Source organism: Gimesia sp. (assembly GCF_040219335.1).
GTDB lineage: Bacteria > Planctomycetota > Planctomycetia > Planctomycetales > Planctomycetaceae > Gimesia.
Genome location: NZ_JAVJSQ010000012.1, coordinates 180,157 through 205,956 on the forward strand (window position 1 = coordinate 180,157; position 25,800 = coordinate 205,956).

The 25,800-nt window shown below is 51.7% G+C and carries 16 protein-coding genes; 6 read left to right on the forward strand and 10 right to left on the reverse strand.

The features are described from left to right. Window positions 1-11: 11 nt before the first annotated feature. Together RID21_RS11215 and RID21_RS11220 are read left to right on the forward strand one after the other, a co-directional pair. A complete protein-coding gene (locus tag RID21_RS11215; protein WP_350188942.1) occupies window positions 12-953 on the forward strand; it encodes a sugar phosphate isomerase/epimerase family protein in 942 nt (313 codons plus the stop codon). Window positions 954-993: 40 nt separating this feature from the next. After that, window positions 994-2,781: an arylsulfatase gene (locus RID21_RS11220; protein ID WP_350188944.1), complete on the forward strand. Its 1,788-nt coding sequence runs from the start codon at window positions 994-996 to the stop codon at window positions 2,779-2,781. A 7-nt stretch (window positions 2,782-2,788) separates the two neighbouring features. Here the strand turns inward: RID21_RS11220 and RID21_RS11225 are convergent, their stop codons facing one another. From RID21_RS11225 to RID21_RS11240, 4 genes are all read right to left on the reverse strand, one after another. Next, window positions 2,789-3,049: a hypothetical protein gene (locus tag RID21_RS11225; RefSeq protein ID WP_155366900.1), complete on the reverse strand. Its 261-nt coding sequence runs from the start codon at window positions 3,047-3,049 to the stop codon at window positions 2,789-2,791. A gap of 184 nt (window positions 3,050-3,233) precedes the next feature. Continuing rightward, entirely contained in the window at window positions 3,234-4,013 is a 780-nt protein-coding gene (locus RID21_RS11230) for a TPM domain-containing protein (RefSeq protein WP_350188946.1), read from the reverse strand. Continuing rightward, window positions 3,955-4,755: a TPM domain-containing protein gene (locus RID21_RS11235; protein ID WP_350188948.1), complete on the reverse strand. Its 801-nt coding sequence runs from the start codon at window positions 4,753-4,755 to the stop codon at window positions 3,955-3,957. Before RID21_RS11235 ends, RID21_RS11230 begins: the two co-directional genes overlap by 59 nt. Before the next feature lie 52 nt (window positions 4,756-4,807). Next, entirely contained in the window at window positions 4,808-8,770 is a 3,963-nt protein-coding gene (locus RID21_RS11240; protein WP_350188950.1) for an outer membrane protein assembly factor BamB family protein, read from the reverse strand. 337 nt (window positions 8,771-9,107) lie between these two features. Between RID21_RS11240 and RID21_RS11245 the strand changes: the two genes are divergently transcribed. Further along, the gene (locus tag RID21_RS11245; RefSeq protein ID WP_350188952.1) at window positions 9,108-10,436 is read left to right on the forward strand and encodes a leucine-rich repeat domain-containing protein; all 1,329 of its coding nucleotides are present in this window, start codon (window positions 9,108-9,110) and stop codon (window positions 10,434-10,436) included. Window positions 10,437-10,454: 18 nt separating this feature from the next. Beyond that, window positions 10,455-11,354 carry a uracil-DNA glycosylase gene (locus tag RID21_RS11250; RefSeq protein ID WP_350188954.1) on the forward strand — a complete coding sequence of 300 codons (900 nt, stop codon included), beginning with the start codon at window positions 10,455-10,457 and terminating at the stop codon, window positions 11,352-11,354. A gap of 28 nt (window positions 11,355-11,382) precedes the next feature. Here the strand turns inward: RID21_RS11250 and RID21_RS11255 are convergent, their stop codons facing one another. From RID21_RS11255 to RID21_RS11265, 3 genes are all read right to left on the reverse strand, one after another. Next, a complete protein-coding gene (locus RID21_RS11255) occupies window positions 11,383-11,907 on the reverse strand; it encodes a CBS domain-containing protein (protein ID WP_350188956.1) in 525 nt (174 codons plus the stop codon). A gap of 334 nt (window positions 11,908-12,241) precedes the next feature. Then, the gene (locus RID21_RS11260) at window positions 12,242-13,270 is read right to left on the reverse strand and encodes an alpha/beta hydrolase family protein (RefSeq protein WP_350188958.1); all 1,029 of its coding nucleotides are present in this window, start codon (window positions 13,268-13,270) and stop codon (window positions 12,242-12,244) included. Between the two features lie 26 nt (window positions 13,271-13,296). Next, a complete protein-coding gene (locus RID21_RS11265) occupies window positions 13,297-13,944 on the reverse strand; it encodes a TlpA family protein disulfide reductase (RefSeq protein ID WP_350188960.1) in 648 nt (215 codons plus the stop codon). A 149-nt stretch (window positions 13,945-14,093) separates the two neighbouring features. Here RID21_RS11265 and RID21_RS11270 point away from each other — a divergent pair, with 149 nt between their 5' ends. Next, window positions 14,094-15,335: a hypothetical protein gene (locus tag RID21_RS11270; RefSeq protein ID WP_350188963.1), complete on the forward strand. Its 1,242-nt coding sequence runs from the start codon at window positions 14,094-14,096 to the stop codon at window positions 15,333-15,335. Window positions 15,336-15,343: 8 nt separating this feature from the next. On the opposite strand, the gene cls is transcribed toward RID21_RS11270, so the two are convergent. Continuing rightward, window positions 15,344-16,774, reverse strand: coding sequence for a cardiolipin synthase (gene cls / locus RID21_RS11275; protein ID WP_350188965.1), 1,431 nt, complete (start codon window positions 16,772-16,774; stop codon window positions 15,344-15,346). A 270-nt stretch (window positions 16,775-17,044) separates the two neighbouring features. Between cls and RID21_RS11280 the strand changes: the two genes are divergently transcribed. Beyond that, complete coding sequence (locus RID21_RS11280; protein ID WP_350188967.1) at window positions 17,045-23,197, forward strand: alpha-2-macroglobulin family protein; 6,153 nt, start codon at window positions 17,045-17,047, stop codon at window positions 23,195-23,197. 6 nt (window positions 23,198-23,203) lie between these two features. Here RID21_RS11280 and RID21_RS11285 read toward each other — a convergent pair whose 3' ends face one another. Further along, a complete protein-coding gene (locus RID21_RS11285; RefSeq protein ID WP_350188969.1) occupies window positions 23,204-25,180 on the reverse strand; it encodes a glycosyltransferase family protein in 1,977 nt (658 codons plus the stop codon). A 156-nt stretch (window positions 25,181-25,336) separates the two neighbouring features. Next, complete coding sequence (locus tag RID21_RS11290) at window positions 25,337-25,735, reverse strand: hypothetical protein (RefSeq protein ID WP_350188971.1); 399 nt, start codon at window positions 25,733-25,735, stop codon at window positions 25,337-25,339. Window positions 25,736-25,800 lie beyond the last annotated feature (65 nt).

Here is a 25,800-nt window from a genome sequence, read left to right on the forward strand (position 1 = left end):
AAGACAGACCAATGCACGAACAGATCACTCGTCGCAATTTTAATAAACAACTGCTGGGAACAGCCTGTGCAGCTACTTTGGCTGGTAACACTCTGGCTGCGGGGACAAAAACACCGCAAAAGCCGTTTCAACTGAACTACATCGTTGCCTCCTGCATGTATGGGACACTCCCCCTGGAAACGATTCTGCAGGAAACTCCTAAAACGGGAGCGCAATATCTGGAGATCTGGGCGAAACGGCACGGGAACCAGCGCGAGCAGATAGACGAGTTGGGCGTCGAGAAAACAAAGCAACTGTTTGATCAATACAACATTAAGCTGGGCAGCTTTACCTGTTTCAAGTACGGACTGTTCAACATGCAGGGCGAAATGGACCTCGTCAAGCAACTGGGCGGTGACATGGTGATCTGTAACAGCGGTGGCCCCAAAGGTCTGAAAGGGACTGAACTCAAAGCAGCGATAAAAAAGTTTGCTGAAAAACTGAAACCGCATGTCGATGCTGCTGCGGAGAAAGGCGTTATTGTCGGTCTGGAGAATCATGGCGGCGGATTAATCAATGATCCGGATACACAGCTCTGGCTGATGGAAATGCTGCCAGCGAAAAACTTCGGTATCGCGCTGGCTCCCTATCACCTGGAACAGGATCCGGAGATGATGGCCCGGCTGATTCAAGACCTGGATGAACGGCTCGTGCACTTCCAGGCCTGGCAACACGGCATGGGCTGTATTAAGAAACTGCCTAAGGAACAGGAACTGCTGCAACTGCCTGGCCGTGGTGATCTGAATTTTGTTCCCGTCCTCGCAGCCCTTAAACAGATCAACTACCAGGGACGAACCGAAATCTTCATGCATCCCGTACCCCGCGGAATTCCGATTCTACCCACCGCGGAGCAGGTGACGTCTGAGGTCAACCGCTCCCGAGCCTATCTGGAGAACTGTCTGAAACAGGCATGAACTGCAATCGCGACTCAACACCAAGACTGAGGCTGTTTTCATGAATTTACGACGTTTGCTCCTGACTGCGGTTTTCGGTCTGATCTGTCTGATGTCTCTGGAATATGCCCAGGCACAGGAACCGATCAAACGGCCCAATATCCTGTTGATTATGGCTGACGACCAAGGATACTGGGACACTGAAGTTGCTGGCAACCCTCACATCGAAACGCCTGCTTTAAAACAGATGGCGGCGGAAGGGGTCACGTTCACACACTTCCATGCGAACATGGTATGTGCTCCCACACGCGCCGGATTGATGACGGGGCGACATTATCTGCGGACCGGACTCTATAACACCCGTTTTGGTGGCGATACGCTGGGGCGGAGTGAAACGACGATCGCACAGGTGCTCAAATCAGCCGGCTATCGGACCGCTCTGTTCGGTAAATGGCATCTCGGGCGTTATTCTCAATATCAGCCGCACCGGAGGGGCTTCGATCATTTCTTCGGTCATTACCATGGTCATATCGAACGCTATTCGAATCCAGACCAGGTGGTGGTTAACGGGCAACCGGTCGAAACGCGCGGCTATGTTACTGATCTGTTTACCGAAGCCGCAATCGATTTTATCAAACGAGATCAGGAGCAGCCTTTCTTCTGTTTTCTGGCCTTCAATGCACCGCATTCTCCCTTTTTGCTGGATACGACTCACTTCGGTCAACCGGAGGGAGACAAGCTGATTGAGAAATACCTCGCCAAGGGGCTACCTCTCCGAGAGGCACGCATCTACGGAATGGTGGAACGCATCGATCAAAATCTCGATCGATTGTTCAAAATGCTGAAGGAACAGGGACTGGATGAAGAGACCCTGGTGATTTATACCAGTGACAATGGCGGCGTCAGTAAGGCGTTCAAGGCGGGCCTTAAAGGAAGCAAGGGGAGTGCCTATGAAGGGGGGACGCGAGTGCCTTTCGTCGTCCGCTGGCCCGGTAAGATTCCAGCAGGAAAACAGACCGACGCGCTGGTGGCTCAGATTGATCTGTTTCCCACGTTCTGCGAACTGGCGGGAGTCAGTATTCCCGAAGGTGTTGACCTTGATGGAAAATCCATCCTGTCTCTCATGCAGCAGGGGGGAGGTGAGTCGCCTCACGAGTACCTGTATCACACCTGGGATCGTTACACACCGAACCCCTGGCATCGCTGGTCGATTCATGGTCCACGATTCAAGCTGGTAGGACACGATCCTCAAGGCAAAAAGAAACAGCAGGAGCCGGCTGGTCAGTTGTATGACCTCACAGCAGATCCAGGTGAGACTAAGGACGTCTCCCGGAAATACCCCGAAGAGGCTTCCCGCCTGCGAAATGAGTTTCACCGCTGGTTCGATGATGTGACTCAGGGGCAGGAATATCAGCCGGCTGCGATCCCTGTGGGAGATCCTACGGAAACGGTCGTCGAGTTACAGCCGAGCTGGGCCATCATTGATGGTGACGGACTCGAATATTCGTTCGACGGATATGACTGGGATACCCTTGATGGCTGGAAATCCAACAAGAGCACCGCTCATTGGCAGTTGGACGTACTGAAGCCAGGCCGTTATGCGGTCGAACTCAGTTATGGATATCGTTCAGTATCCGTTACAAGCGGTACACTGAAACTAACCGTGGGAGATCAGAGCCTGAAGTGTAAGCTACCTATGACGACGAGCCAAAATGTCTTCATGAAATCCAAGGCGGGCACACTGAATCTGTCGCAGGGAGCACAGAATCTCACAATTCGTGCCGCAGCCCCCGAGGGGATTCAGGGGCTGCGACTGAATTCAATCTGGCTTAAAGCGTTACCTGAATAAATCAGGATCAGAGTGACTTACGAATTCGCTGGAAACTTTCCTGGATCTCTTTGCCGACATTCCACAGCGCGTCGGCCACTCCACCTGCTGATTCTGAGACGGCATCTTTCATCGGTTTATAATCGTCTTTTAATTTATCAAACCGACCGGTGACCTGATCCCACTCGTCCTGAGCTTCCTTCTTACCCAGATGAATTTTGAGGGCCAGTTCATCGCGTTGTTGTTGCAGCGCACTGATTAGTTCGTCCATGCGATTGCGGTTGGTCATGGTCATGGTTCCTTACTTTGGATCATTCTCTTGAAAACAAAGATCAACGGGTTAGATTGATTCTTGCTGAGTTTTAATGGCTCATTACTGACATTATACCAGTTTTCCGAGGAAGTCGACAGCCGTTAAGTTGCAACCGACCAATATTTAATGGCTTACATCAGGCGTCTACCTTGGGGCTGTGTCAGTCAATCAGAACCAGGGCATCCTGCAGTTCGTTTTTATCATCAGAGGCGCGAGGCAGGGACTTAGCTGCCTGTTCGCCGATTTCTCGAATGACTTCACAGATCGTTTCAGCTGCCTTCCCTGAGTGGAGACCTGCTGTCAGTTTTTGGCAGATCTGATCAATGAAAGTCTGCCCCAGTTTGTCGATGACCGCCTGGTCAGCCAGTGCCACTGCCACATGCTCAAACAGGGAAATGTAGATGAGTACTCCGGTTCCCCCCTCGGTGTGATGGACGCGCTTATCGAAAAAGATCTCTCGGGCACGGGCGGCGACTTCATCCTGCATTTGTTGCCGGGGTGTAAACAGACGGCGGAGCCAGCCGATACGGCTTCCGGCAATCGCACCCAGAATAAACGCGATGACCATCGCAAGTGCTGCCAGGATCAGTTCGACAATGACGGGTAAACCACCCCAGTCACCTGCCTGTCCCTCAATTCGGGGAAAGAAATACCAGAAGCCTAGTGCTGTGAGTACGGTCAACCAGAGCCCCACAACGTCCTCCGGACGATCGTAGCGCCCTGAAGCGGTTGCCACTACGGGCACAATCTCACAGGATGTCTTACCCTCAGCGTCAACAACGGCCTGCTCGACCTGCTTCTGTTGTTCTTCAGTTAAAAAGTTAAATGCGCTCTGCATGGAAATGAGCTTTCCATCTGGATACTGAGGAATAACGATCTGGTTACCACGAGCCAGTGGCACCGCCACCACCGGAGAAGCCACCTCCGAATGAGCCGCCACTGAAACCGCCTCCTCCACCTCCCCGGTTGGTGAGCATCTGATAGAGAATCGTGCCGATCACCGCAAAGATGACGCCCCAGAATAACCAGGCCCAGCCACTAGATCCGCGGCGGATTAAAGAGACGATGGTGAAAATAGCCAGGCCAATCACGACTGCGACAATGACGTAGCTCCAGGCAGACTGTGGCTTGGCAGGCATTGCCAGCTTGCGCGCCATTTTGTCGAGAGCTTCAACCCCCGCCAGAATACCCTGTGAAAACTGTCCCTGTTTGAAATGAGGGATGATATAGTCATCCATAATTTCACGGCATTGAGCATCGTCTTCCCGTCCCCAACCGGCTCCCAACTCGATGCGTGCCTTACGATCATCTTTGGACACCAGCAACAGAATGCCGGTATTCCAGTCCTGATCATTCAGTTTGGCATGTCCAATCTGCCACTGGTTGAAGAGGATCGTAGCAAAGGTTTCGATCCGCATGTCAGCGCCGCCATGTTTAGCCATCGAATCGATGGTGACGACAATGATCGGCGTCGCCTTATCGGTAAGCAGTTTATCGCAGATCTCCTGGATATTTTTCTTAGTCGGCTCATCGATCATACCGGCCAGATCGCGAACGAACTCACGATCTCCCGGCGGTTCGAGCGTTAGTTCCAGGGCATGAACTGAATTCAGCCTGCTGAAACTGATTACAGTCAGCGTCAGAAAGACGACGAGGTATTGATACTTGAGTAGGTATTTCACGTAATCTCGCTTGATTCAGAGAACTGACTTCAGTGATTTAACTGAAGTCAGTCTATGAATCTGTGCGGATAATTTCAATTCCACTTAATGCGGCCGGCATCTGCTCTGCCGCTTCGTTTTGCGGGACCAGTTCGAGATGCAGATTGTCTTTGACTGGAATTCCCTCGAATTTTCGTATCTGGATACCCTGTTTTCCGTGTGGATTGAAATCTTCCTGAACCACATTTCCCTGCAGTTTAATCGTAAACAGGGGGGCTGTCTGGGAGTCATTCACAGAGACGGGTTCCAGTTCTGAGAACGAGAGTTGTACCGAATAGTTTGCAGGAGCATCGTTTTTACCCAGCAGTGGAATCGTACACTCTTTCAATCCCCGTGCCCAGGATGTATAGATCCAGGGAGGATCTGCCTCTTTCACAGGGTGAGTAATTTCATTCAGACTGTTGTAGCCACCACCGCTATTGAATTTAGGACTGATATCAAATTTGAAATCGAGCCCCGTTTCGCGACTGGGCTTCGGACGCGGATATGCCATCCAGACAGTTCCGCGGGCATCCCGACGGTCGCCGGGGGCTCCCATGTTAAGTGCCATATGATCGACTGGCGTTTTCGGACCGACCGAGCTGAAAATTGTCCAGTGTTTTCGTTCTTCGCGCGGTTCGAGCACAATGGTGGAAGAGATCGAAAACAGACAGACACAGCCGGCACTCGATTCCGGGATCATGACCAGACCGTTGGCTGGGATCGCGTTGATCCAGCAACCGGTACGATGGCCTGCGAAGTGACGGGTGCCTGCGTCTTTTTCCAGGTCATAAAAGCCGGTGAAACCGGAACGGAACATCAACAGGTTTTCGGAAGCAGCCAGCATGCCGCAGTGATGTCCTTCCCGCATGATACTCCAGGGAACTTCTTTACCAGTCAGCGGGTGTTTCCGCATGTGCTGCAGGCCGGTGTAGAGGTCGTAGGACCAGGGCTCGGCAATCACCTTGTCACCTACGATGATGGGACGATGGCGATAGTTGGCGTCCTTCTTCCAGAGAAGTGCCCCATCGTTCGCATTCAGAGCGACGAGTCGACGTCGCGAGAAATCGCCGGCGATAAACTGTTTCCAGTAATGTCCGTTGGCATTGGCGCCACAGAGCAGCAGAACGTTGTTCTGATAGAGCAACGTAAGTTTTCCACCCCCGATGCCAATCTCGCTACAGTCAGTCACATCGACTGGGGTGGACCAGAGTTTTTTACCCGTCTTGACGTCGAGGGCGACTGCTAAACGCAGGTCCTGTTTTTTCAGGCGGTCTTCTGCGATTTCCCGTTCTTTCCCGGTTAAATCTTTCAGGTGCGATTTGTCCTGACGGAGAATCTCTGCCCGCTGCTCGCTGGTAATGGAGCTGTCGATAAAATAAGCGGCTTCCGGACCAATGGCGATGGTGTGATGCGCGATGCTTTTTCCCTGATAGGTCCAGGCAGGTTTACCTGTTTTGACGTCCATTGCAAAAACGGCATCCGTTGAATCTTCAGTTCTGCGACCGCGGCGGATCTGTCGGGCAGCGAGTTCCTGGCGAGTCGTCGCTGTGCCGAACAACAAGCCGTCCTGGTAGGCGAGGTATCCCCATTCGTGCTTGCCATCATTGAACTGCTCGGGCAGGGGGATTTTTTTGACTGTTTTCCCCGTGGCTGCATCCAGTTGATAACAATATTCCTTCATCATGAAAAACAGGCTGTCTTCACTGGCGACCAGGTTTCCGGGGTTCTGGTTCTGAAAGACACCGGTACGGATGGCCTGAGGGTTTTCACGTTCCCAGAGAAACAGTCCGTTATAGGCATCGAAGGCCATAATGGTGCTTTCACCCTGAATGAACAGGCGGCCGTTGATTGCCAGCGGACCTACTGCACCTTCATGGCGGTTTACCATTTTCTTTTCACCGGGGTCGCCAAACCAGAGCACACCCAGACCACCTCTGACGAGTTGATCCTTGCTGCTGGCGGTGTTTCCCGGATCTGCGTACTGATGAGACCAGCTGCCGGCCCCCGGCAGAGCCCCTCGGATGAGCAGGGCGTAGCCATCCAGAGTTTTAATCTCAGCGGTTTCGGTAAGGCCAGTATCTTTGAGCCAGCCTGTCAGACTGGCTGAATCTGTTGTTGCTGATTTCGGGTCGGCGGGGGTTCCCAGACAGACAGTGCCTCCCAGCGGTTTGACATGAGTGGCGACATCTTGGGGAATCCCGGGGACTTTTCCTGTTTTGAGCAGTGTGTCTGAGACAATCAGATTTGCAAAGTAGTGTGAGTAAGGCAGCGGCGAGAGTTCGGTCTGATGGAATGTAATCCGATGTCCGTAGTAGCCTGCCTGGCTCAGTTTTTCCCGGGCTGCAGCAACTTTGGCAGCATCGGGTTCGATACAGTAGATTTTCAACTTTGAGTTGCGGGCCAGTTCATAAGCCAACTGTCCCTCTTCACCACCCAGAACCAGGCAGAAGCCGTTCTGGACTCCCGTATTTTTCAGGATGTCCTGGGCAGCCTGCTGGTAACGGGCTGACGCAGCATTGTCCACATATGGGTTTTGTGTGGAGACTGTATCGAGTTCCGTCAGCTTTTCAGTCGGAGTACTTGAGGAGCCAAAACCGATGATGTCGCCAGCGGACGTGCTGACAACCAGTTGACCATCTGAAACAGCCAGTCCCCGGGCTTTCCCTGTGACTTTCAATGTCTGCAGGACCTTGCCGGAATCGGCTTCGAGAATCAGCACCTGCTCCTGACCGCCGGCGATGACTTTATCTCCCGCCACGATCAGTGAGTCACGGGCAACGATTGGCTTTTCCCAGATGACTCCTGCTTGAGTGTATTGTTTATTTTCTTCCTGTAATTTCTTGATCTGATCCCGGGCCGCTGTGGCTTTGTCGCCTTTGAGGCTGCGCAGTTTACGGAACAAACCGTTGATGGTCATTTCATTAGCGTGGGCCTTCTGAGAACCTTTAGCATGCTCAAGCCGATTGACTTTCAACAGGCTCGTGTCGGTGGCCAGATAAGCGTATTCATCTTTGACAACCATCTGTTGTCCGTTGATCCAGGCAAAACCCACGTCGCCTTCGTCCTGAGTCAGGGCAAGAATGTGGTGAGCACCCATCGAATAGATCTGACCATCCGCTAACAGTGCCTGAGTCCCTCCGACAACACCACCAGCCGTGCTGCGCCAACTGTAAGATCGGTTGTGTTCCTGTTCCCCTGTCTTTTTATTGAAGGCAGCGGGAAGAGAACGACCAGAGGGGAAAAACAGGAATTCATCATTGGCCAGGATATAGCCCTGGGGGGAGAGTTCATTGCGACCGGCGCTGGTCTGACTCAAGTTGTCAATTTTCCAGATCACTTTGCCGGTACTGGCATCAACGGCATACAGGTAAATGTTTTCATGAGGAAAAATGCCGGCACCAAAATAGGCGATTCCCTCGTCGATCAGCACGTTTGTGCGGACAGGCCAGCGTGAGACCATCTCTCCGCGGGCGATAATCATTTCTTCGTTCAACCCTGCCCGCAGTTTCCAGATTTCTTTTCCAGTCGCTGCGTCGAGGCAATACACGAATCCATCATCGGAGCCAAAATAGACTTTCGCCTGATGGACGGTCGGGGAGAGGCGAATCGGCCCGCCGGTAAAGAATCGCCAGAGTATCTGACCACTTTTCAGATCGACACAACGTAACTGATGATCGACCGAGGATCCGAAATAGACCTTTCCTGCTGAGATCGCAACTTGAAAGGCATCGTCAAAATCGACTCGCGATTCCAGATCGTGGCCTTCGATGACCCGTTCGCCGGGATCGGTCTGGCCAGTCTGAGGTGCACTTGGAGCGGAGTATTGCCAGACAGGGACCAGAGGTGTCTGAATACTGTCGGTTGTGGCACCAGCACGTTCCCGATCCATGAGATAAGTCGGCCAGTCCTTCGCTGACAGCTCATTCGAGGGCTGAGTTAAAACAGAGGCAAGGGTAAGCAGACAGAGGGTGAAGAGGGGGAGTCGCTGTTTCACTGATTGATCCTTCATAATCTGGCGGAGATCATTCCGAGCCGCCTGTTTGAGGGGGCGGGTAATAATCAAGCTGACACATCGATGGATGTTGATGCCATTGAGTATACCGGGGCTGGTCGTGGAATCGCAAGTAGTTGCAGAAAACAGACGCTTTGAATTGCAATGTTTCTGACGGGGCTCTATTTTGGGGATCATTGTTAGTTTTGTGAGTGCGTTTGGTGAATCTTTGATTTTTGAGTCAGGGAACGCTGGCTTGACGCTCGCAAACAGCTCACGATTGATCAAAAAATCGGTTCCTGAAGTGCGTGTCCAATTGAAATCTATGAGGGATCTCAGGATGAAGAATAAGATATTGCTATCTCTGACAGGTTTATGTCTGTTTACCGGCTGCCCCGCTAACAATCCTCCGTCTGATCAGGGACAGCAGAAACAGGAACAGCCGACAGAAGATAAAGAACAGAAAACCGCGCCAGAGAAAGAAGAAACGGTAAAACCCGATAATTCTGAAGCGGTAAAAGCCTTCAAAGCCCTGGATGCGAAAATGGTAACCTCCGACGATGGACGGGTGCTCATTCTCGATTTGAAAGGGACAAACGCCAAGGACGAAGACCTGAAGCATCTGGCTGGTTTGCCTTCCCTGGAACGGCTGATTATCTGGGGGCCAAATTTTACCGATGCAGCGACCGAAGAGATCGGTAAAAAGAAGGGGCTCTGGTTTGTCAGTCTGGAAAGCACGGCCATTGGTGATGCAGGGGTCAAAAATCTTGCCGATCTGCAGGATCTGCAGGTACTCTCATTGCGGGCGACCAATATTACCAACGATGCACTGAAGACAGTCGCGCAGTTTCCCAAGCTGAAAGACCTCGATCTGCGTTTCAATAAGGAAATCAACGACGAGGGAATGCCGCTGATCAAGGATATGAAAAACCTGAGAGTGTTGAAGCTCCAGGCAACTCAGGTGACCGATGACGGCATGAAGGATGTGGCTCAACTGCCCAACCTGCAGCGACTGAACACCTGGGGACGCAACATCTCTGACAAGACGCTGGCACTGCTCAAGGATAAGAATCTGGTATCACTGGAACTGGATGATACGGAAATTTCTGATGAAGGACTCCAGCACCTCAAGGGAATGACCAATATGGAAGCCCTGCATCTGCGTCGTGACTTTGTAACAGATGCGGGTATCGAAAATATCAAAGATATGAAGAACCTGCAGACGCTCTATCTGCGTGATACTGTCGTCACCAATGAGGGGATGAAGAATCTGTCGGGACTGACGGAACTGACCTACCTCGATCTGGATGAATCGATGATTGGGGATGAAGGGCTGGAACAGCTCAAAGATCTGAAAAAACTGACCCGACTCGGACTCTGGGGAACCGAAACTACTGATGAAGGATTGAAGGTGGTCTCTGGATTTACCGATCTGAATCGGCTGAACCTGGAAGGTACTCAAATTACCAATGCAGGTCTGGAGCATCTCCTGCCACTGAAAAAACTGGAATATCTGAACTTGAGTAAAACGGAAATCGGTGATGAAGGATTACAGAAACTCACAGCCTTGAAGAATCTCAAGGAAGTGCAGGTCAGCTTCACCCAGGTGACAGATGACGGGATCAAGAAGTTCAAGGAAGCGGTTCCCGGTTGCAAGGTTAAGCATTAAAGGATTGGTCGAAAGCAGATGTCTGATCAGGAACAACAGCGGGCACAACGGGCCGTACGTCAGTTTATGGAAAGCTGGCAGCGTTCCGGGCTGACGCATATCAAACACGTCGAGCCGGCGCCCGTGCTTTCTGCGCCTGCAGAAGTTGTTGCACCTGCTGTCACTGAAACAAAAACGCCGCTACGAATACGCCCCGTTGAGCCCGAGACTCCACCAGAACGCACATCGATCTCTCCGCCAGAGCCAACAGTAGAACATGTTGTTGAACCGGTTGTAGAGACCGCAGACCCGCGAAAGGATATGAGCGTGCCCCGAACAACGAAATCGAGACTTTCCAAGGCAGATCGCCAGGCACAACTGGATATTGTGGCTGAGGAAGTCTCTCAATGTCGGAAGTGTCCGGAACTGGCTGAGACACGCACTCAGACCGTGTTTGGAGTCGGGAATCCGAGTGCGAAAATCATGTTTATCGGTGAGGCACCCGGGGCGGATGAAGACAAACAGGGAGAACCCTTCGTCGGACGGGCAGGGAAGCTGCTGGATAAAATTATCGAAGCCTGCCAGATGAAGCGCAGCGAGATTTATATTGCGAATATTCTCAGGTGTCGGCCCCCTGGAAACCGGAATCCTTCCGATCAGGAAGCGGCAAACTGTCGAGGCTTTCTCGATGCTCAGATTGAGATTGTCGATCCGGATTACATCGTCTGCTGGGGCTCTGTGGCTGCAAAGAATCTGCTGCACTCAGAGCTTCCGATTGGCAAGATGCGCGGGCAGTTTTACGAATATGGCCGGGCCAGAGTCGTCTGCACCTACCATCCGTCTTACCTGCTGAGAAATCCATCCGCTAAGAAGAACGTCTGGGATGACATGATCTTACTGTTCAAAGATATGGGCATTGACCTCAAAGCCACACAATAAAATAAAAGGTGCTGTGAGGTCTTTTTGACTAATCTTCAATCAGACCATGCAACTGTAACAACTGGCGGTGTGAATTGACTCGATTCAGGTGAGGTGGATTGATGTCGTGCGTTGAGGAATGAATTTCCGTCGTGGAAGAGACTTTAGTTTCCTGCTCTGAATCGCAGTGTATTTCATCCAGCGTCAGCATCAGGCGGAACAGATCGCGGCAGTTCAGTTTCCCGATCAGCAGTCCTTCGTCAGTCACAGGCATACAGCTGTTGCGACGATCGCGGAACAGGGGAGCCTGGAGCAGAGCATCATCATCCGGTGAGAGGGTTTCCAGTTGAACATGCATGATTGATTCAACGGGAGCATTCATGTCAGCGAGCTGCAATTTCTGTTTCAGAAAATTGTACTCGGGGACAATTCCGACCAGTCGCATTTGATGGTCAGTCACGTAAACTTCAGGCGATTCTGCTTCGATCATGCGCCGGGCGGCTTGCTGAAGAGTCGTTCCCAGTGGCACACTGACCGGACTCTGGGTCATCAGATCACGAACTCGTACCTGCATTGTTTCTTCCTTGGCAATGACCTGTTTTGAATGGTCTCAAAACGGTTTCTACAATAGGGACGGATGAAATCGGTTTATCTCACAGGGGAGATTGAAGATTACAGGCCCACTGAAAACTGGTTCAAGTCCACTGTTAAAAGAGCAAAAGTCTTCAACCAGCCTTTCTATCAAAGATAGGTTGCCAGGAAGCAACATGATGCTTTTTCTCAACACGTTCTCACGAAAAGTCGGGAACAGTGCGAAAACCATACGGATTGTGCAGGTTATATCGAAAAGAGTTCTGAGCCCAGGGAGCGGTCAGTGAGCGAGTAGATTACTGACAGCGTCACTGCATTTATTGATAGCGCTTTAGAATCTCTTCTGCGACCTGATAGACGACTTTAGGCCCCGTGGTCGCTTCAATGTGTCCCAGTTTGTGATGCGAGACCCTGGTGCCCCATTGTTCTGCCAGCTCTGCGATCCGCAGTGAGGGTACAAAGCGATCAAAGTCGGCGATATGCAATTGAATCTGATCCGGAGATAACAATGGTTGCCACTGATTCAACCGCAGTGGTTTACAAAGCGTTTCCAGTTGTGATTCCTCAGGCGGATCGTGGCTTGCGCCGCGGCGGATTGCATTCACTACAGTGCCCCCTTCGTCAAGGATTCGCAAGAGATCCACAGGAGGCGTAATCGCATTCGCGAATGCGAGGTTTTCCACCAGCAGAGTCGCAGTCAGTGTTAACCAGGCCCCGTGACTGATGCCCATCAGGCCGATTCGACGTCCCTGAGACTGGAGTGTCAGAATCAGACTCCAGAGATCCAGAACTCCCTGCCGGGCGACCATCAACTGGTGGTCGATATTTCCCCCTGCAATTAACTGACCAGGTCGGTATCCCGGGGGAGTGCGACGGAAATTAAAAGGGCTGTCCAGCATGACCACATCGATGCCGTGAGGTGTTAAGCGTTCCGCCAGTCTGTTAAAGCTGCGGACACCCAACTGCACAATTCCATCAACGGCGACAACGGTCAGACGTTCCGGGATGTTTCTCTGCGTGGATTGAACGGTCGATTTCCAATGGCGACCTTTAACGTGGTCGTTTTCAGGAAAACCGCTGGTCACACAGGACTGAAACCCGAAGTCTTTTACTTCCGCAGAGGGGAATGTAGTCTTGGAAGCCGGACGTAACTCGGACTGATACTCCAGCTGGGCTGGATCCGGTTTCGGAGAAAAAAACTGGTCTAACTCGCCACTCTGGAGTTCCGGAGTGGTTTCACGTGCATTTGAGATCTCCAGCGGTTGCTTTTGGTAGTAGAAGAACCGATGCAGGAGATAGAAACCAACAACTTCATCCAGGCAAGTCGACCAGAGCTTTTGAAACATGCAATAAACTCGGACTGGGGAATGTCTTATTCCGGTTTCTGTTTCAGGGCTGCTTCGATAGCTGCTTTAATATCTGCCTGCGTGATTTCCTGGCTGGGGTCTGCAAAAGAGAATTTCTTAACCAGTTTCCCACTGCGGTCGTAGATACGGTAATGCGGGAGCGCACCGTCATCGATTCCAAAGGTCTCCATCGGATCCTTGTCATCGGCAGCGGTCGCCAGGACGTTAGTGAATTGCGCTTTCTGTTTTTCGAGAAATTCGCGAACCGCTTTCTGGGTTGCCTCGTCTGATTCATCCATGCTGACCGAGATGACACTCAACCCCTGATCGGCGAGATTCTGATTCCATTCCACTGTATGGTGAAAATTCTTGACACAGGGAATACACCAGGTCGCCCAGAAATCAACCAGAACGACTTTACCCTGCTGTTGCTTGAGGATCTCTTCAAAACCGGAAGCATCGCTTAACGTCAGTGTGATTTCTTCCGTCTTTGCAGGTTTGGCTTCGGGAGTGGCTGTCTCGGAGGGAGCAGCTTCGGGCTGCGGCTCAGTTTTTGTCGTTTCCTGGCTTTCCTGTGTCGAGCAGCTGAATGTGAATAGCAGCAGGCTGCAAACAAAAGCGGTGCGAAACAGGCTTTGCTGACGAAGGTTGTGTATCAGTTGTGTAAGGATCATGGTTCGTCCCTGAAAAGTGTAATTAATCGGATATACCTGTTCGAATTTTAAACAAAAACGGAAAAGGAGCATAGTGTGAAGCGGGTTTCCTTCAGTAAGATTAAAGAGTCCAATAATTATTGAAATGTCTTTTTAATCCGGGACCCTTTATGAATTTCCCTGGCAAAACGTTTCTGATCTGCACAGTACTGAGTCTCTCGCTGTTAGCGGATCTTCACACACCTCTCCATGCCGGTTCACCAGAGATCTCCGTACAAATTGAGCGATTGGAAAACACCTGGTTGTATGAAGTCGCGGATGGTGACTATCAGATTCTGGTGGAAGGAGAACCTCTGAAACGCATTACCGGTGCAGAGCTGCCTGCTTTACGCGATCTGGAGATCAAGTTACAGAAACAGAAGCAGAATGATCCTCGGGTAGCGCAACAGCTCAATGCGCTGTTGATTGCCATGGGACGCATTGCGGACGAACCGACTTTGATCTACCTGCATGAACTTTTCGAATCCTATCCCGAGCGACGAAATGATGTGGCTGAGGCGATCAGCTGGTATTCACAGGAGAATCAGCGACGGGACGCCGACTGGCGGATTCTGGTACGGTCGTTGAATATCGTCGAAGGAAAACAGGCCCGGGCTGTGATGCAGGCATTGACCCGTTTTCACAGGCGATCCAACAAAGCACAATGGATTCGGCAGGTGATTCTGGTCGGGCTGCAGCAGAATCCTGAGGGGCAGGCGATTGCAGTGAAACTGCTGGAGCACTGGACTGGACAACATCCCGAACAGTCGGGAGAAGCTGCTTCTTCTCCGCTCGTGGCCTGGCAGAAATGGTTTGCTCTAAAATATCCGGACGAACTTCCCGCAGAACTTCCTGTGGAATCAGAGGACAGCCGCTGGAAATATGCCGGCCTGTTGAAAGAATTGAAGAACGAGTCGACAAAACCGGTCAATCTGCAGCTGGGGGCAGAGGCTTTTGTCAAAGCGACCTGCGTCAAATGTCATCTCTTTGGAAAATCAGGCGAGAAAATTGGACCTGATCTGACTCATGTCAGCAGGCGTTTCCAGCAGAAGGAAATCCTGCAGGCAACCATCTTTCCTTCCCATTTCGTTTCCGAAGAATATCCCACGTTTACCATCATTACCAGTGCCGGTAAGTCTCATACCGGCATGATGGGCGCAGCGGGACCCGATGAGATTATGTTGCTGACCAGCGAAGGCAAACGACAGCTCATTAAAAAGAAGGACGTGGATGAGATCATCCCCGTCAAGAAATCGTCAATGCCGGATGGACTGCTGAATCTACTGACGAAAGCCGAGGCCGTTCAGCTAATTCGCTATCTGTCCCGACTGCCTGAAGGTGCATCAGAAGCATATCGACATACAACGCGATAGGCGTGCTGTTACATGACGGGCGCAAACAGGCGATAGATATTCTGTTTTAAAATTACCAGTCTGCTTCGTTGGTCCCACTCAGCCTCAGTGATTCTGATGGCATCCAGCAGGTCCTGCTCACAGGTTTCTCTCAGTCGCTGGGCAAACTTGCGGTCATAGATTGCCAGTCCGACTTCGAAATTGAGAATCAGGCTGCGGGAATCAAAATTGGCGGTCCCCACGAGGGACCAGCAGCCATCGATCGTGAGCGTTTTCGAGTGCAGGATTCCCTTGTTGTACTCGTAGATTTCCACGCCGGCATCGAGCAGGGAATCGTAATAGGAACGGCCGGCATGTACGGTCGAGGGATTTGCTGACTTGCCTGAAACCAGCAGCCTGACATGAACTCCCCGTCGCGCTGCTGATTCCAGCGCGGTTGTTAAAGATTCTGGCGGGACGAAATAAGACGTCGTCAGTAACAGACTCTCGCGGGCTTCGTTGATAGCGGCAAACATCAGAGTCAGGAAAACATCTGCATTTTTTTCCGGCCCGGAACAGAGCGTCTGTGCTGTGACGTTCCCATCGGTTTCCGGATGAGGAAAATACTGCGAATGAGTCAATGCTTCTCCGGTGGCGAAGAACCAGTCTTCTGCAAACACCTGTTGCAGTTGCAGTGTTTCGGGACCTTCAATTTTGAGATGGGTATCGCGCCAGAAGCCAAGATTCTGATGCAGCCCCAGATATTCATCTCCGATGTTCATACCACCGGTGAATGCTACGTTCCCGTCGACAATCACAATTTTGCGATGGTTACGAAGATTGATCGACCAGCGTTCGCGAATTGAAGCACCGGGCAAGAAGGGCGCGACCTGAATTCCTGCGGCAATCATCGGCTTGAAAAAGTGGTTCCTGAGATTCATTGACCCGAAACCATCATAGAGAAATCGAACTTCAACGCCTGCTTTTGCTTTTTCGATCAGAAGATCGCGCAGCATCGTACCTGATTGATCGGGTTGCCAGATATAGTATTCCAGGTGCAGGGAATGTTGGGCGTTCAGAATCGCCTGTTTGATCAGGCCCAGAGTGCGGTTCGTATCTGTCAACAGTTCGATACTGTTGCCATAAGTGGGCACGGTATGGGCGATGTTCTGTGCAAGCCGCATCAGATTTTGATTCAGGACCAGGTACTCATCGTTGGATAGCAATTGGTTTTGAATTATCTGAGGGAGTTTGGGAGCCAGCGACTGATTGGCCCGCTCTTTGGATCTGGAACGCCGTTGAACGCGGTTGATTCCGAAGAAGAGATAAATGATACCACCCAGACCGGGGAGCAGCAGAATACTGAGAATCCAGGAAACAGTGGAGACGGGGTGTCGTTTCTTCTGCAGCAGGATGTGGGGAATCAGCGCCAGCGTAATCAGGTAACCGGTAAGTGAGATTGTGGCTGTAATCCAGTCCATCGAAGAGTCTCTCGAGCGCCAGGAAGCATAATACATGCAGGAAGATCAATTTGATTCAGGATTATGCAGTAATCCACTGGTTTCTCCTACCTTGTTTTTCTGTATGGCTTGAAAATTATGAGAATTTCGGGAACTCGGCGGGAATTCCGTTCGTCAAACCAACGCGAAATATTATGATTCCCGTCTGAAGCACTTCAAAATTAAACACATCTTGATACAGGTCCTGCAATGTTAAAGTTATCCATAAAAAAACACCTTCTCTGGTCATGCATGCTGGTTAGCCTGACCTCGCTGGGAGTTTATCTCTTTGCGGCAGAAAAAAGTTCGCCCGAAGCCCGTTCGCTGGCAGATTCCTATCAGAAACAGGGAAACTACCGGGATGCCTGGGAGCTGTACCAGAAGCTGGCAACCCGACAGGACAGTTCAGCAACAGAAGTGGTGCATGATCTGCAGGCAGGCATCCAGTGTCTGCAGCGATTGAATCGCGTCAGTGAAATCGATGCGTTTCGAGATGCGATTCTCAAAGTACACAGCGACGAACCGCTGGTTCTCTCCAGTCTTGCAGAAACACTGATTCAGGGACCTTATTTTGGATATATCATCGATGGTGAGTTCATCCGCGGTCACCAGCGGGGCGGCAATCGATATGTGAATACACGGGAACAGGACCGACTCCGGGCCTTGCAGTTAATGAGTCAGGCGGTGGAGGAATTGAATTCATCCAATGATCCAGCGCTCGCAGCCCAGATTTATGCCGACTATGCCAGATACCTGATGTCAGGCCGTCAGGGGCGCGCTGCCTGGAAGCTTCAGATTTTGACTGATCTAGAGGCAACCCCAGACTACCAGAGCGTCGGGGCCGAACCTGGCAACTGGTTTCGTGGTGAACCCAGCGGAGGGCCGGAAGGGGCGCCCGTGGATGCGAATGGCAAGCCCGTTTACTATCGAGTGCCCGAGTCCTGGGAGGGAGCGGCTAATGATGGAGAACGCTGGCGCTGGATGCTGGCGGAATCAGTCAAACAGGAGCCCGGGCGGGAAGGGCGTGTGCTTCTGGGAGTCGCGAATTTTACCCGCAGTCAGTTTGGTGTTCAGACCCTGCAGCAATACTTCCCCCTGCTGTACCGGCCTCGCGCAAGGGACGATGCCAAAGAAGAAGAGCAGGTTAATCCGTATTCTCTGGAGAGTCTGAAAGAATCCGAAACCCTCGCACGTCTGGCAACGGGGATTCAGCGCTTCGAGTTGCCAGCCGATCAGAATTATATTCTGCTGTATCAGAAGGTGATCTCACTGGGTAAAAGCAACCAGGCGGAAAACGCACTGGCTCAATTGACGAGTGTCTTCGAAAACCGGAGACAGTATCCAGAAGCTGCTAAATACCTGCAGCAGAATATTCAAGAGTATGGTGATCCCGGGCAGAATAAACAGAAGCACCTGAAGCAGATTGTTGGCAACTGGGGAGAATTCGCACCCACCCAGACACAGGCGGCAGGTCAGGGGGCTAAGGTCGATTATCGTTTCCGGAACGGTACGCAGGTCCATTTTGAGGCGTATGAGATTAACGTTGCTGCATTGTTGAAAGATGTCAAAGACTATCTCAAGTCACATCCGGACCGCCTGGACTGGAATAAAATCAATATTTCTAACCTGGGATATCGTCTGGTTCAGGAACAGCAGAAAAAATATCAGGGAGCACTGGTTTCTCGCTGGGATATGAAACTGGAACCGCTGGCAGGACACCGGGACCGTCGTGTGACTGTCGCCACACCGCTGCAGAATGCCGGAGCATATCTGCTGATCGCGAAAATGGAAGACGGAAATACCAGTCGGATTGTTGTCTGGCTGGACGATACCGTCATCGTGCACAAGCGGATGGCTGACCGAACCTTCTATTATGTGGCTGATGCCCGCAGTGGCCAACCGGTGCCGAATGCGAATCTGGAGTTTTTTGGATATCAGAACAAATACGTCGCCCGTAATCAGCGACAGACTCTGACAGCCAGTTTTGCAGAGCAGACCGATGAAAACGGTCAGGCATTTCCTGAAGAGAATCTGCTGAAACGCGAGTTTCAATGGATTGCCATCGCTCGTACAAAGTCAGGTCGATTTGCTTACCAGGGGTTCGATCGCTTCTGGTACCAGCGGTCCCCCCAGGAAGAGTATCAGGTCAACAAGATTTATGGGATCACCGATCGTCCCGTCTACCGTCCCGGCCAGAAGGTTGATTATAAATTCTGGGTCCGGAACGTGGGTTATGATCTTTCAAAATCTGAAGAAGCCCTGTTTGATCAACGTGAGGTTACTTTAAAGCTGATCGGGCGAGATCAGAAACAGATCTTTGAAAAAACGCTGACGACCGACGAATACGGCGGTGCAAACGGGGAGTGGGAGATTCCCCAAGATGCTGCTCTGGGTTTCTACAGTTTTGTGGTCGAAGTTAAATATGATTTTCCACCGGGGAAAAACCGAAATCGCAGATTTGCTTCATCGTTCTCGTTCCGCGTTGAGGAATATAAGAAGCCGGAATATGAAGTCTCGGTCGAGGCACCTGATGAACCCGTGGCACTGGGAGATACTATTAAAGCCAAAATTAAGGCAAAGTACTATTTTGGCAGTCCAGTGATCAACGCGGAAGTCAAATACAAAGTAACGCGAACCTCTTATGAGCAGCACTGGTATCCCTATGATCCCTGGGACTGGTTGTACGGATCCGGTTATTGGTGGTTTACCGGTGATCATCCCTGGTATCCCGGATGGGGCCGCTGGGGATGTATTGCCCCCGGTCCGTGGTGGATCCATCGTCGCTCTGCACCACCAGAAGTTGTCATGTCGAATACGGTTCCAATTGGCAGCAATGGTGAGGTTGAAATCGCGATCGATACAGCGCTAGCGAAAGCGATTCACGGCGATGAAGACCATCGATATGAAATTACCGCTGAAGTCGTTGACGAGTCTCGGCGTACAATCGTGGGAAAAGGATCGGTACTGGTAGCCCGTGAACCCTTCAAAGTGTTTGCCTGGATGAATCGGGGTTATTACCGGGTTGGCGATTCGATGACGGCCAGCTTCAAGGCACAGACACTCGATCAGAAACCGGTCCAGGGAACCGGGAAGATCGTGTTATACCGCATTACCTACAATCAACAGGGGGAGCCACAGGAAACGGCGGTCCAGGAATGGGATGTAAATTCCCAGGAGGACGGCACAATCACTCAAAAACTGTCCGCGACTCAGGCCGGACAATATCGAGTTGCCTGTGTTGTGACTGACAGGCAGGGCAAACAGATAGAAGGGGGTTCCCTGTTCACGATCCGAGGTGAAGGATTTGACGGCAAGGAGTATCGCTTCAATGACCTGGAAATAATTGTCGAAAAGAAAAATTACCAGCCGGGGGAAAAAGTTCGTCTGTTGATCAATACGAATCAGCCGGGTAGCACCGTTCTTTTGTTCTTGCGTCCTGTGAATGGAATCTATCAGAAACCTCAGGTGCTCAAACTTGCTGGAAAAAGCACCACTTATGAGCTGGACCTGACGCGCAAGGATCTGCCAAACCTGTTTGTGGAAGCTGTGACAATTCACCAGGGGCAGGTATTTACCGAAGCACGTGAAATTGCTGTTCCACCAGAAAAACGGGTGGTCAATCTGGAAGTCGAATCTTCTGAAACCGAATATAAGCCCGGTCAGGACGCGACCGTGAAGCTGAAAGTGACCGATGCAGAAGGAAATCCGGTTGAAGGTTCCCTGGTGGTCAGTGTCTACGACAAGAGTGTGGAGTACATCAGCGGCGGTTCGAATGTGAGTGACATCAAATCGTTCTTCTGGAAATGGAAACGCTCACATCACCCTTTGACCTATAGTAGCCTCAGTCGGAGTTTTCATAACCTGCTCAAGCAAGGTGAAGTCGGCATGCAGGTGCTGGGGACTTTTGGAAATCTGATGCCTGCGAATGCTGATAAATCGGATCAATTCGGGGTCATGGAAGGCCCGGGGCCGGGTGTCTTACCAGCTATGAAGTCTGGCAGAGCAACTCCCATGGCGGGAGTCCCCCTCAGCCTGGCCCCTGCCGAAGAAAAGGCAAGTGAGTTACAGGCAGATGCTTCTGTGGCTTCGGCAGGATCTTCAGCTGTAGTCGAACCAGCCGTTCGTCAGAATTTCGCAGATACCGCCTTCTGGAATGGCGCGATCAATACGGACCAGAATGGTTTAGCTGAGGTCTCCTTTAAGATGCCCGAGAATCTGACCAGCTGGAAGATTCGCAGCTGGTCAATGGGCGCAGGGACCATGGTAGGTGAAGGTCAGCGAGAAGTTGTTACTCGTAAAAATCTGATTATTCGGCTCCAGGCTCCCCGGTTCTTTACAGAGACTGATGAAGTCGTGCTGAGTGCGAACGTGCATAACTATCTGAAGACCTCCAAGGATGTGAAAGTGGTGCTCGAACTGGACGGCGATGCGCTGGAACCGCTGGATGAACTGACTCAGACGGTGACGATTGATGCCAATGGCGAGAAACGGATTGACTGGCGGGTTAAAGCCTCACGGGCCGGTTTTGCTGTGATTCGCATGAAAGCACTGACCGATGAGGAATCCGATGCGATGCAGATGACCTTCCCGGTCAAAGTACACGGAATTTTAAAAACAGAATCCTTTACCGGCAGTATTCGTCCTGGCGATACATCGGCCCAGATCAGTTTTCAGATTCCCGGTCAGCGGACGACTGAACTCAGTCGCCTGGAACTGCGTTATTCTCCCTCACTGGCAGGAGCGATGGTCGATGCACTGCCTTATCTGATTTACAACCCCCATAAAACTACAGACTGTACCCTATATCGTTTTCTGCCAACCGTGATGACCCAGAACATTCTGAAACGAATGGGGCTGGATCTACAGGAGATCGAGCGGAAACGGACCAATCTGAATGCCCAGGAAATTGGCGATGATCAGAAACGGGCTGAACAGTGGAAACGCTATGGTCAGAATCCGATCTTCAATCAGGCTGAGGTGGATTTGATCGTGAAGCAGGGCGTCGCAGATTTGACCAGTATGCAGCTGTCTGACGGCGGCTGGGGCTGGCTCTCTGGCTGGCAGGAACGGTCGTCTCCCTTCTTCACCGCCCGGGTCGTACAGGGGCTGGCCCTGGCGCAGCAGAGCGATGTTGCACTGGTACCCGGCACTTTGGAACGCGGAGTCGAGTGGTTGAAAAACTACCAGCAGCAGGAAGTGCGGAAACTTCTGAATGCACCAGCTAAAACGAAACCCTACAAAGAATATGCATCCAACCTGGATGCCTATGTGTTCCTGGTTCTGGTCAATCAGGGCGTCACCAATGAGCAGATGTATGATTTCCTGTATCGGGATCGCACTAAATTATCGGTCTATGCCTTGGGTATGCTGGGACTGGCGTCTCATCAGCTGGAACGTCAGGATAGGCTGGCGATGCTGATGGATAACATGGACCAGTACCTGGTACGGGATCCTGAAAATCAGACCGCTTATCTTAATCTGCCAGAAAACAACTGGTGGTGGCACTGGTACGGTAATGAAGTGGAAGCAAATGCCTACTATCTGAAGCTGTTGTCGAAAGTAGATCCGCAGAACCCCAAAGCGGTACAGCTGGTCAAGTATCTGCTTAACAACCGCAAGCACGCCACCTACTGGAGTTCTGTGTCGGACACTGCGATCGCAGTCGAAGCTCTGGCTGAGTACTGGACAGCCAGTGGAGAAGATCAACCCGATCTGACTCTCGAAGTCTACCTGGACGGTGAGAAACAGAAAGAAGTGAAAATTACTGCCGCCGATCTGTTTACCTATGACAACAAGTTTGTTCTGGAAGGTGACGCGTTGACTGCGGGGGCCCATCGTCTCGAGATTCGGAAGCAGGGGCGAGGGCCGGTATACTACAATGCATATGTGACGTACTTCACGAAGGAAGACTTCATCACAGCCACGGGGCTGGAAGTCAAAGTGGAGCGCAAGTATTACCAGCTGATTCCCAAAGAGGCAGATATTAAAACGTCCGGCTCGGAAGGTCAGGTCGTCGATCAGCGTGTGGAGAAATACCAGCGTCAGGAAATCACACGTGAGACTGCCCTCAAGAGTGGTGACCTGGTTGAAGTGGAATTGATCTTCGACAGCAAAAATGACTATGAATATCTGGTATTCGAAGATTTCCGCGCCGCTGGTCTGGAACCGGTCGAACTCCGCAGTGGATACTCCTACAACGGACTGAGGAACTATCAGGAATTTCGGGATGACCGCGTGGTCTTTTACATCCGGCAACTGCCCCGCGGAAAACATGGTCTGAATTACCGCTTGCGAGCCGAAATACCCGGGAAGTTCAGTGGCTTACCGACTACGGGTGAGGGCATGTATGCTCCCGAGCTCAAAGCCAATTCCGACGAAATGAAACTGCAAATCATCGATAAATAATCCAGATCAGATCGGCTCCCAGAAGGTACCATTCCATCTGCTGAGCCGATTCTGTTTTGCATCGAATAGATAGAGCGTGCGTTGCGGGAAGATTTGCTGCACGCGGGCAGGGGGATACTGATCGGGAAGATAACGACCGGTCAGGATCTCCTGTTGCTTGAGGTCGGGTGGGTTGATGACATAGTCGATGTGTCGGTCATGCGGATCGTGGGCGATGAGCATCAACGCGGGACGTATGATTTGCGGGTGATGATCCAGCATCTGCTGAAACTGGAAATGTTTGAGGCGTGAGAAGGCAACATTACTCACGATGATTTCCAGCTTGGAGACTCCCCAGAGTGGGGGCAGGACCGTCAGGTTAGTCAGGAAGGCGGCCAGCATCATGGCCAGCCAGAGAACGCTCATCAGGGGGCGGTCGATTTTTTCCCAGATCCGAAACAGCGTCTGCGTGGCGCGGGCAAAAATCAGCGCCCAGAGCGGGCCGGTTTCGAATACGTAATGCCAGTGCATGATGCCATCATACCAGTAGGGGATGTGGACAATGTGCAGTGATATGATGGAGGCGAATACCAGCCACCAGCGGGACCACTGTTTCCATTCGGTCAGTACAAAAACCAGCGCAGCGAGGGAGAGAGGGATAATTCCCAGCGTCCACTGCAGGCTGGCCAGGAATCGGTTCTGTACATTCTGGACAGCCAGAGCCGGCGTCAGGTTTTCGGCCCACTTGTCGTAATTATCCAGGACCTTGGGCCCCAGTTTCTGTTCTCCCCGGATGACATTATTGAATCCATACACGTGCCGAGGGGTGTAGATATCGGTATAGAGCTGATAGGGCATCTTCCAGCCGCTACTGGTGATTGACTGATTATACAGAAACAGACAGATTAACCCGCAAGCCAGGGGCAGCGCCAGTCCCGCCACAGGCAACCAGATTTGCCGAGACGAGCTTTCTGATTCTGTTTTCTTACATCTTTGAAGGTACCAGCGAACCAGTTGAACTGCCTGCCAGATTCCAAACGGCAGGGCAAAACCAGCCGCTGTCATGGGGCGGCAGAGCATCGCGAAACTGAGCCCGACCCCTGCCAGCAATGCGTCTCCCAACGAACTGGTTCGCTGCATGCGCAGGTAAGCCCAGAGAAACAGAGACAGTCCGACCAGCGTCGGATGATGGGCCAGAAGCAGGTTACTGAAGATCGCCATGCCCGGGGAGAACGCGATGATCAGGCTACCCAGTAAGCCGACGCCATTCCCTCCGAGTTCTCGTCCCGCCCAGAAGAAAAAGAACGTGGTAACCGCACCCGCGAGCCAGTACCCCCAATAAGGATGTCCCCAGGCAAGGAACGGGGCCAGCCAGAGTCCCGTACCTGGGAAATAGCGGCTGGCCATGTTCCCTTCGTTGAGGACATGAACCTGGTCGAACAGTTCCGGTGCCTCCGGATGACTGGGAAATGAAGTCCGTCCCGCCAGTAAGGTTTCGGCCTGAAAAAGGTAGCTATATTCATCGTGATACGCCGGGGGAAGGTCGCCGAGAGTGAGTTCTCGTTCGGCATTCACGATATGGTCCGCGGTCCAGCCGCTAATAAAAAGTGAAGTCAAAGCCAGGAGCAGACTGATCGAAATGGCGAACCAGTCCCATTGTTTGTCGCTGCGCTTTTTATCGACCCATGACTGGGAGAGCCGGGGACGCAGGACCCGGGAGAAGAATCCCCAGTGGAGGGGGAGTGGCAGCCACCAGCAGAGAGGGCTAAACAGCAGCAGTATGAAATAAGGAGTCGTGTCGACATTCACGTACAGAAAGAAGCGGGAGAGCCAGGGGAGTTGCAGATTCTCTGATTCAACCCGGTTCCATTCGTAGGGGGCAAGTAAGGAGAATAATGCGACCAGGAAGAACAGATGGATCAGCGGGATCCAGCGGGAGGGGGAGGCAGACGTTGTATCCGCTCCCGAGCCGGGCTGGGAGGAAGGTTGCTGTTTCGAATTCATGAATCGTATTGATTTCTGCGGATTGGAACCTGCTGCGAGTTCAAAGGAAAATCATAGACTTCTATTCCTTAAAGAGAGTATAGCTGTGCCGATTGGAAAAAAGAAAGGCGTGATCTCCGAGTAGACCACGCCTTTTTCAGGGAACAGAGACAGATCTCAGTTTTTCTTTTTAGCGGCCTTCTTTTTCTCGATCTGAGCGAGGATTTCTCCCAGAATCGATTTCTGTGAGGTTGAGAGAACTTCCGCACACTCGGCATCTTTTTTCGCATCGATTTCAGCGAGTTGTTTTTTAAGACTATCGATCTGGGCTTTATAGTCTTTCTGTATTTTATAAATCTTCTCGCGCTGGTCGTCCGTGAGATTCAGCTTTCCATAGTGATTGGGTAAGCGGACTTTCCGTTTGGCAGGAGCCTTTGTGCCTTCCGTTTTTTTAGCGGCGGGCTTTGCAGTCTCGCCCTCCTTTTGCTGAGCCGGAATAGAGTCGGCCGTACAGATGGTGAATGCGATCACTGTGGACAAAAAGGCAATCATTTTCAAAGCATGCTGTTTCAACATGACTTTCCCCCTCGTTAAACAACAGGAAATTGTAAACCGCCCCCATGGGGGCCACGTGTATATTA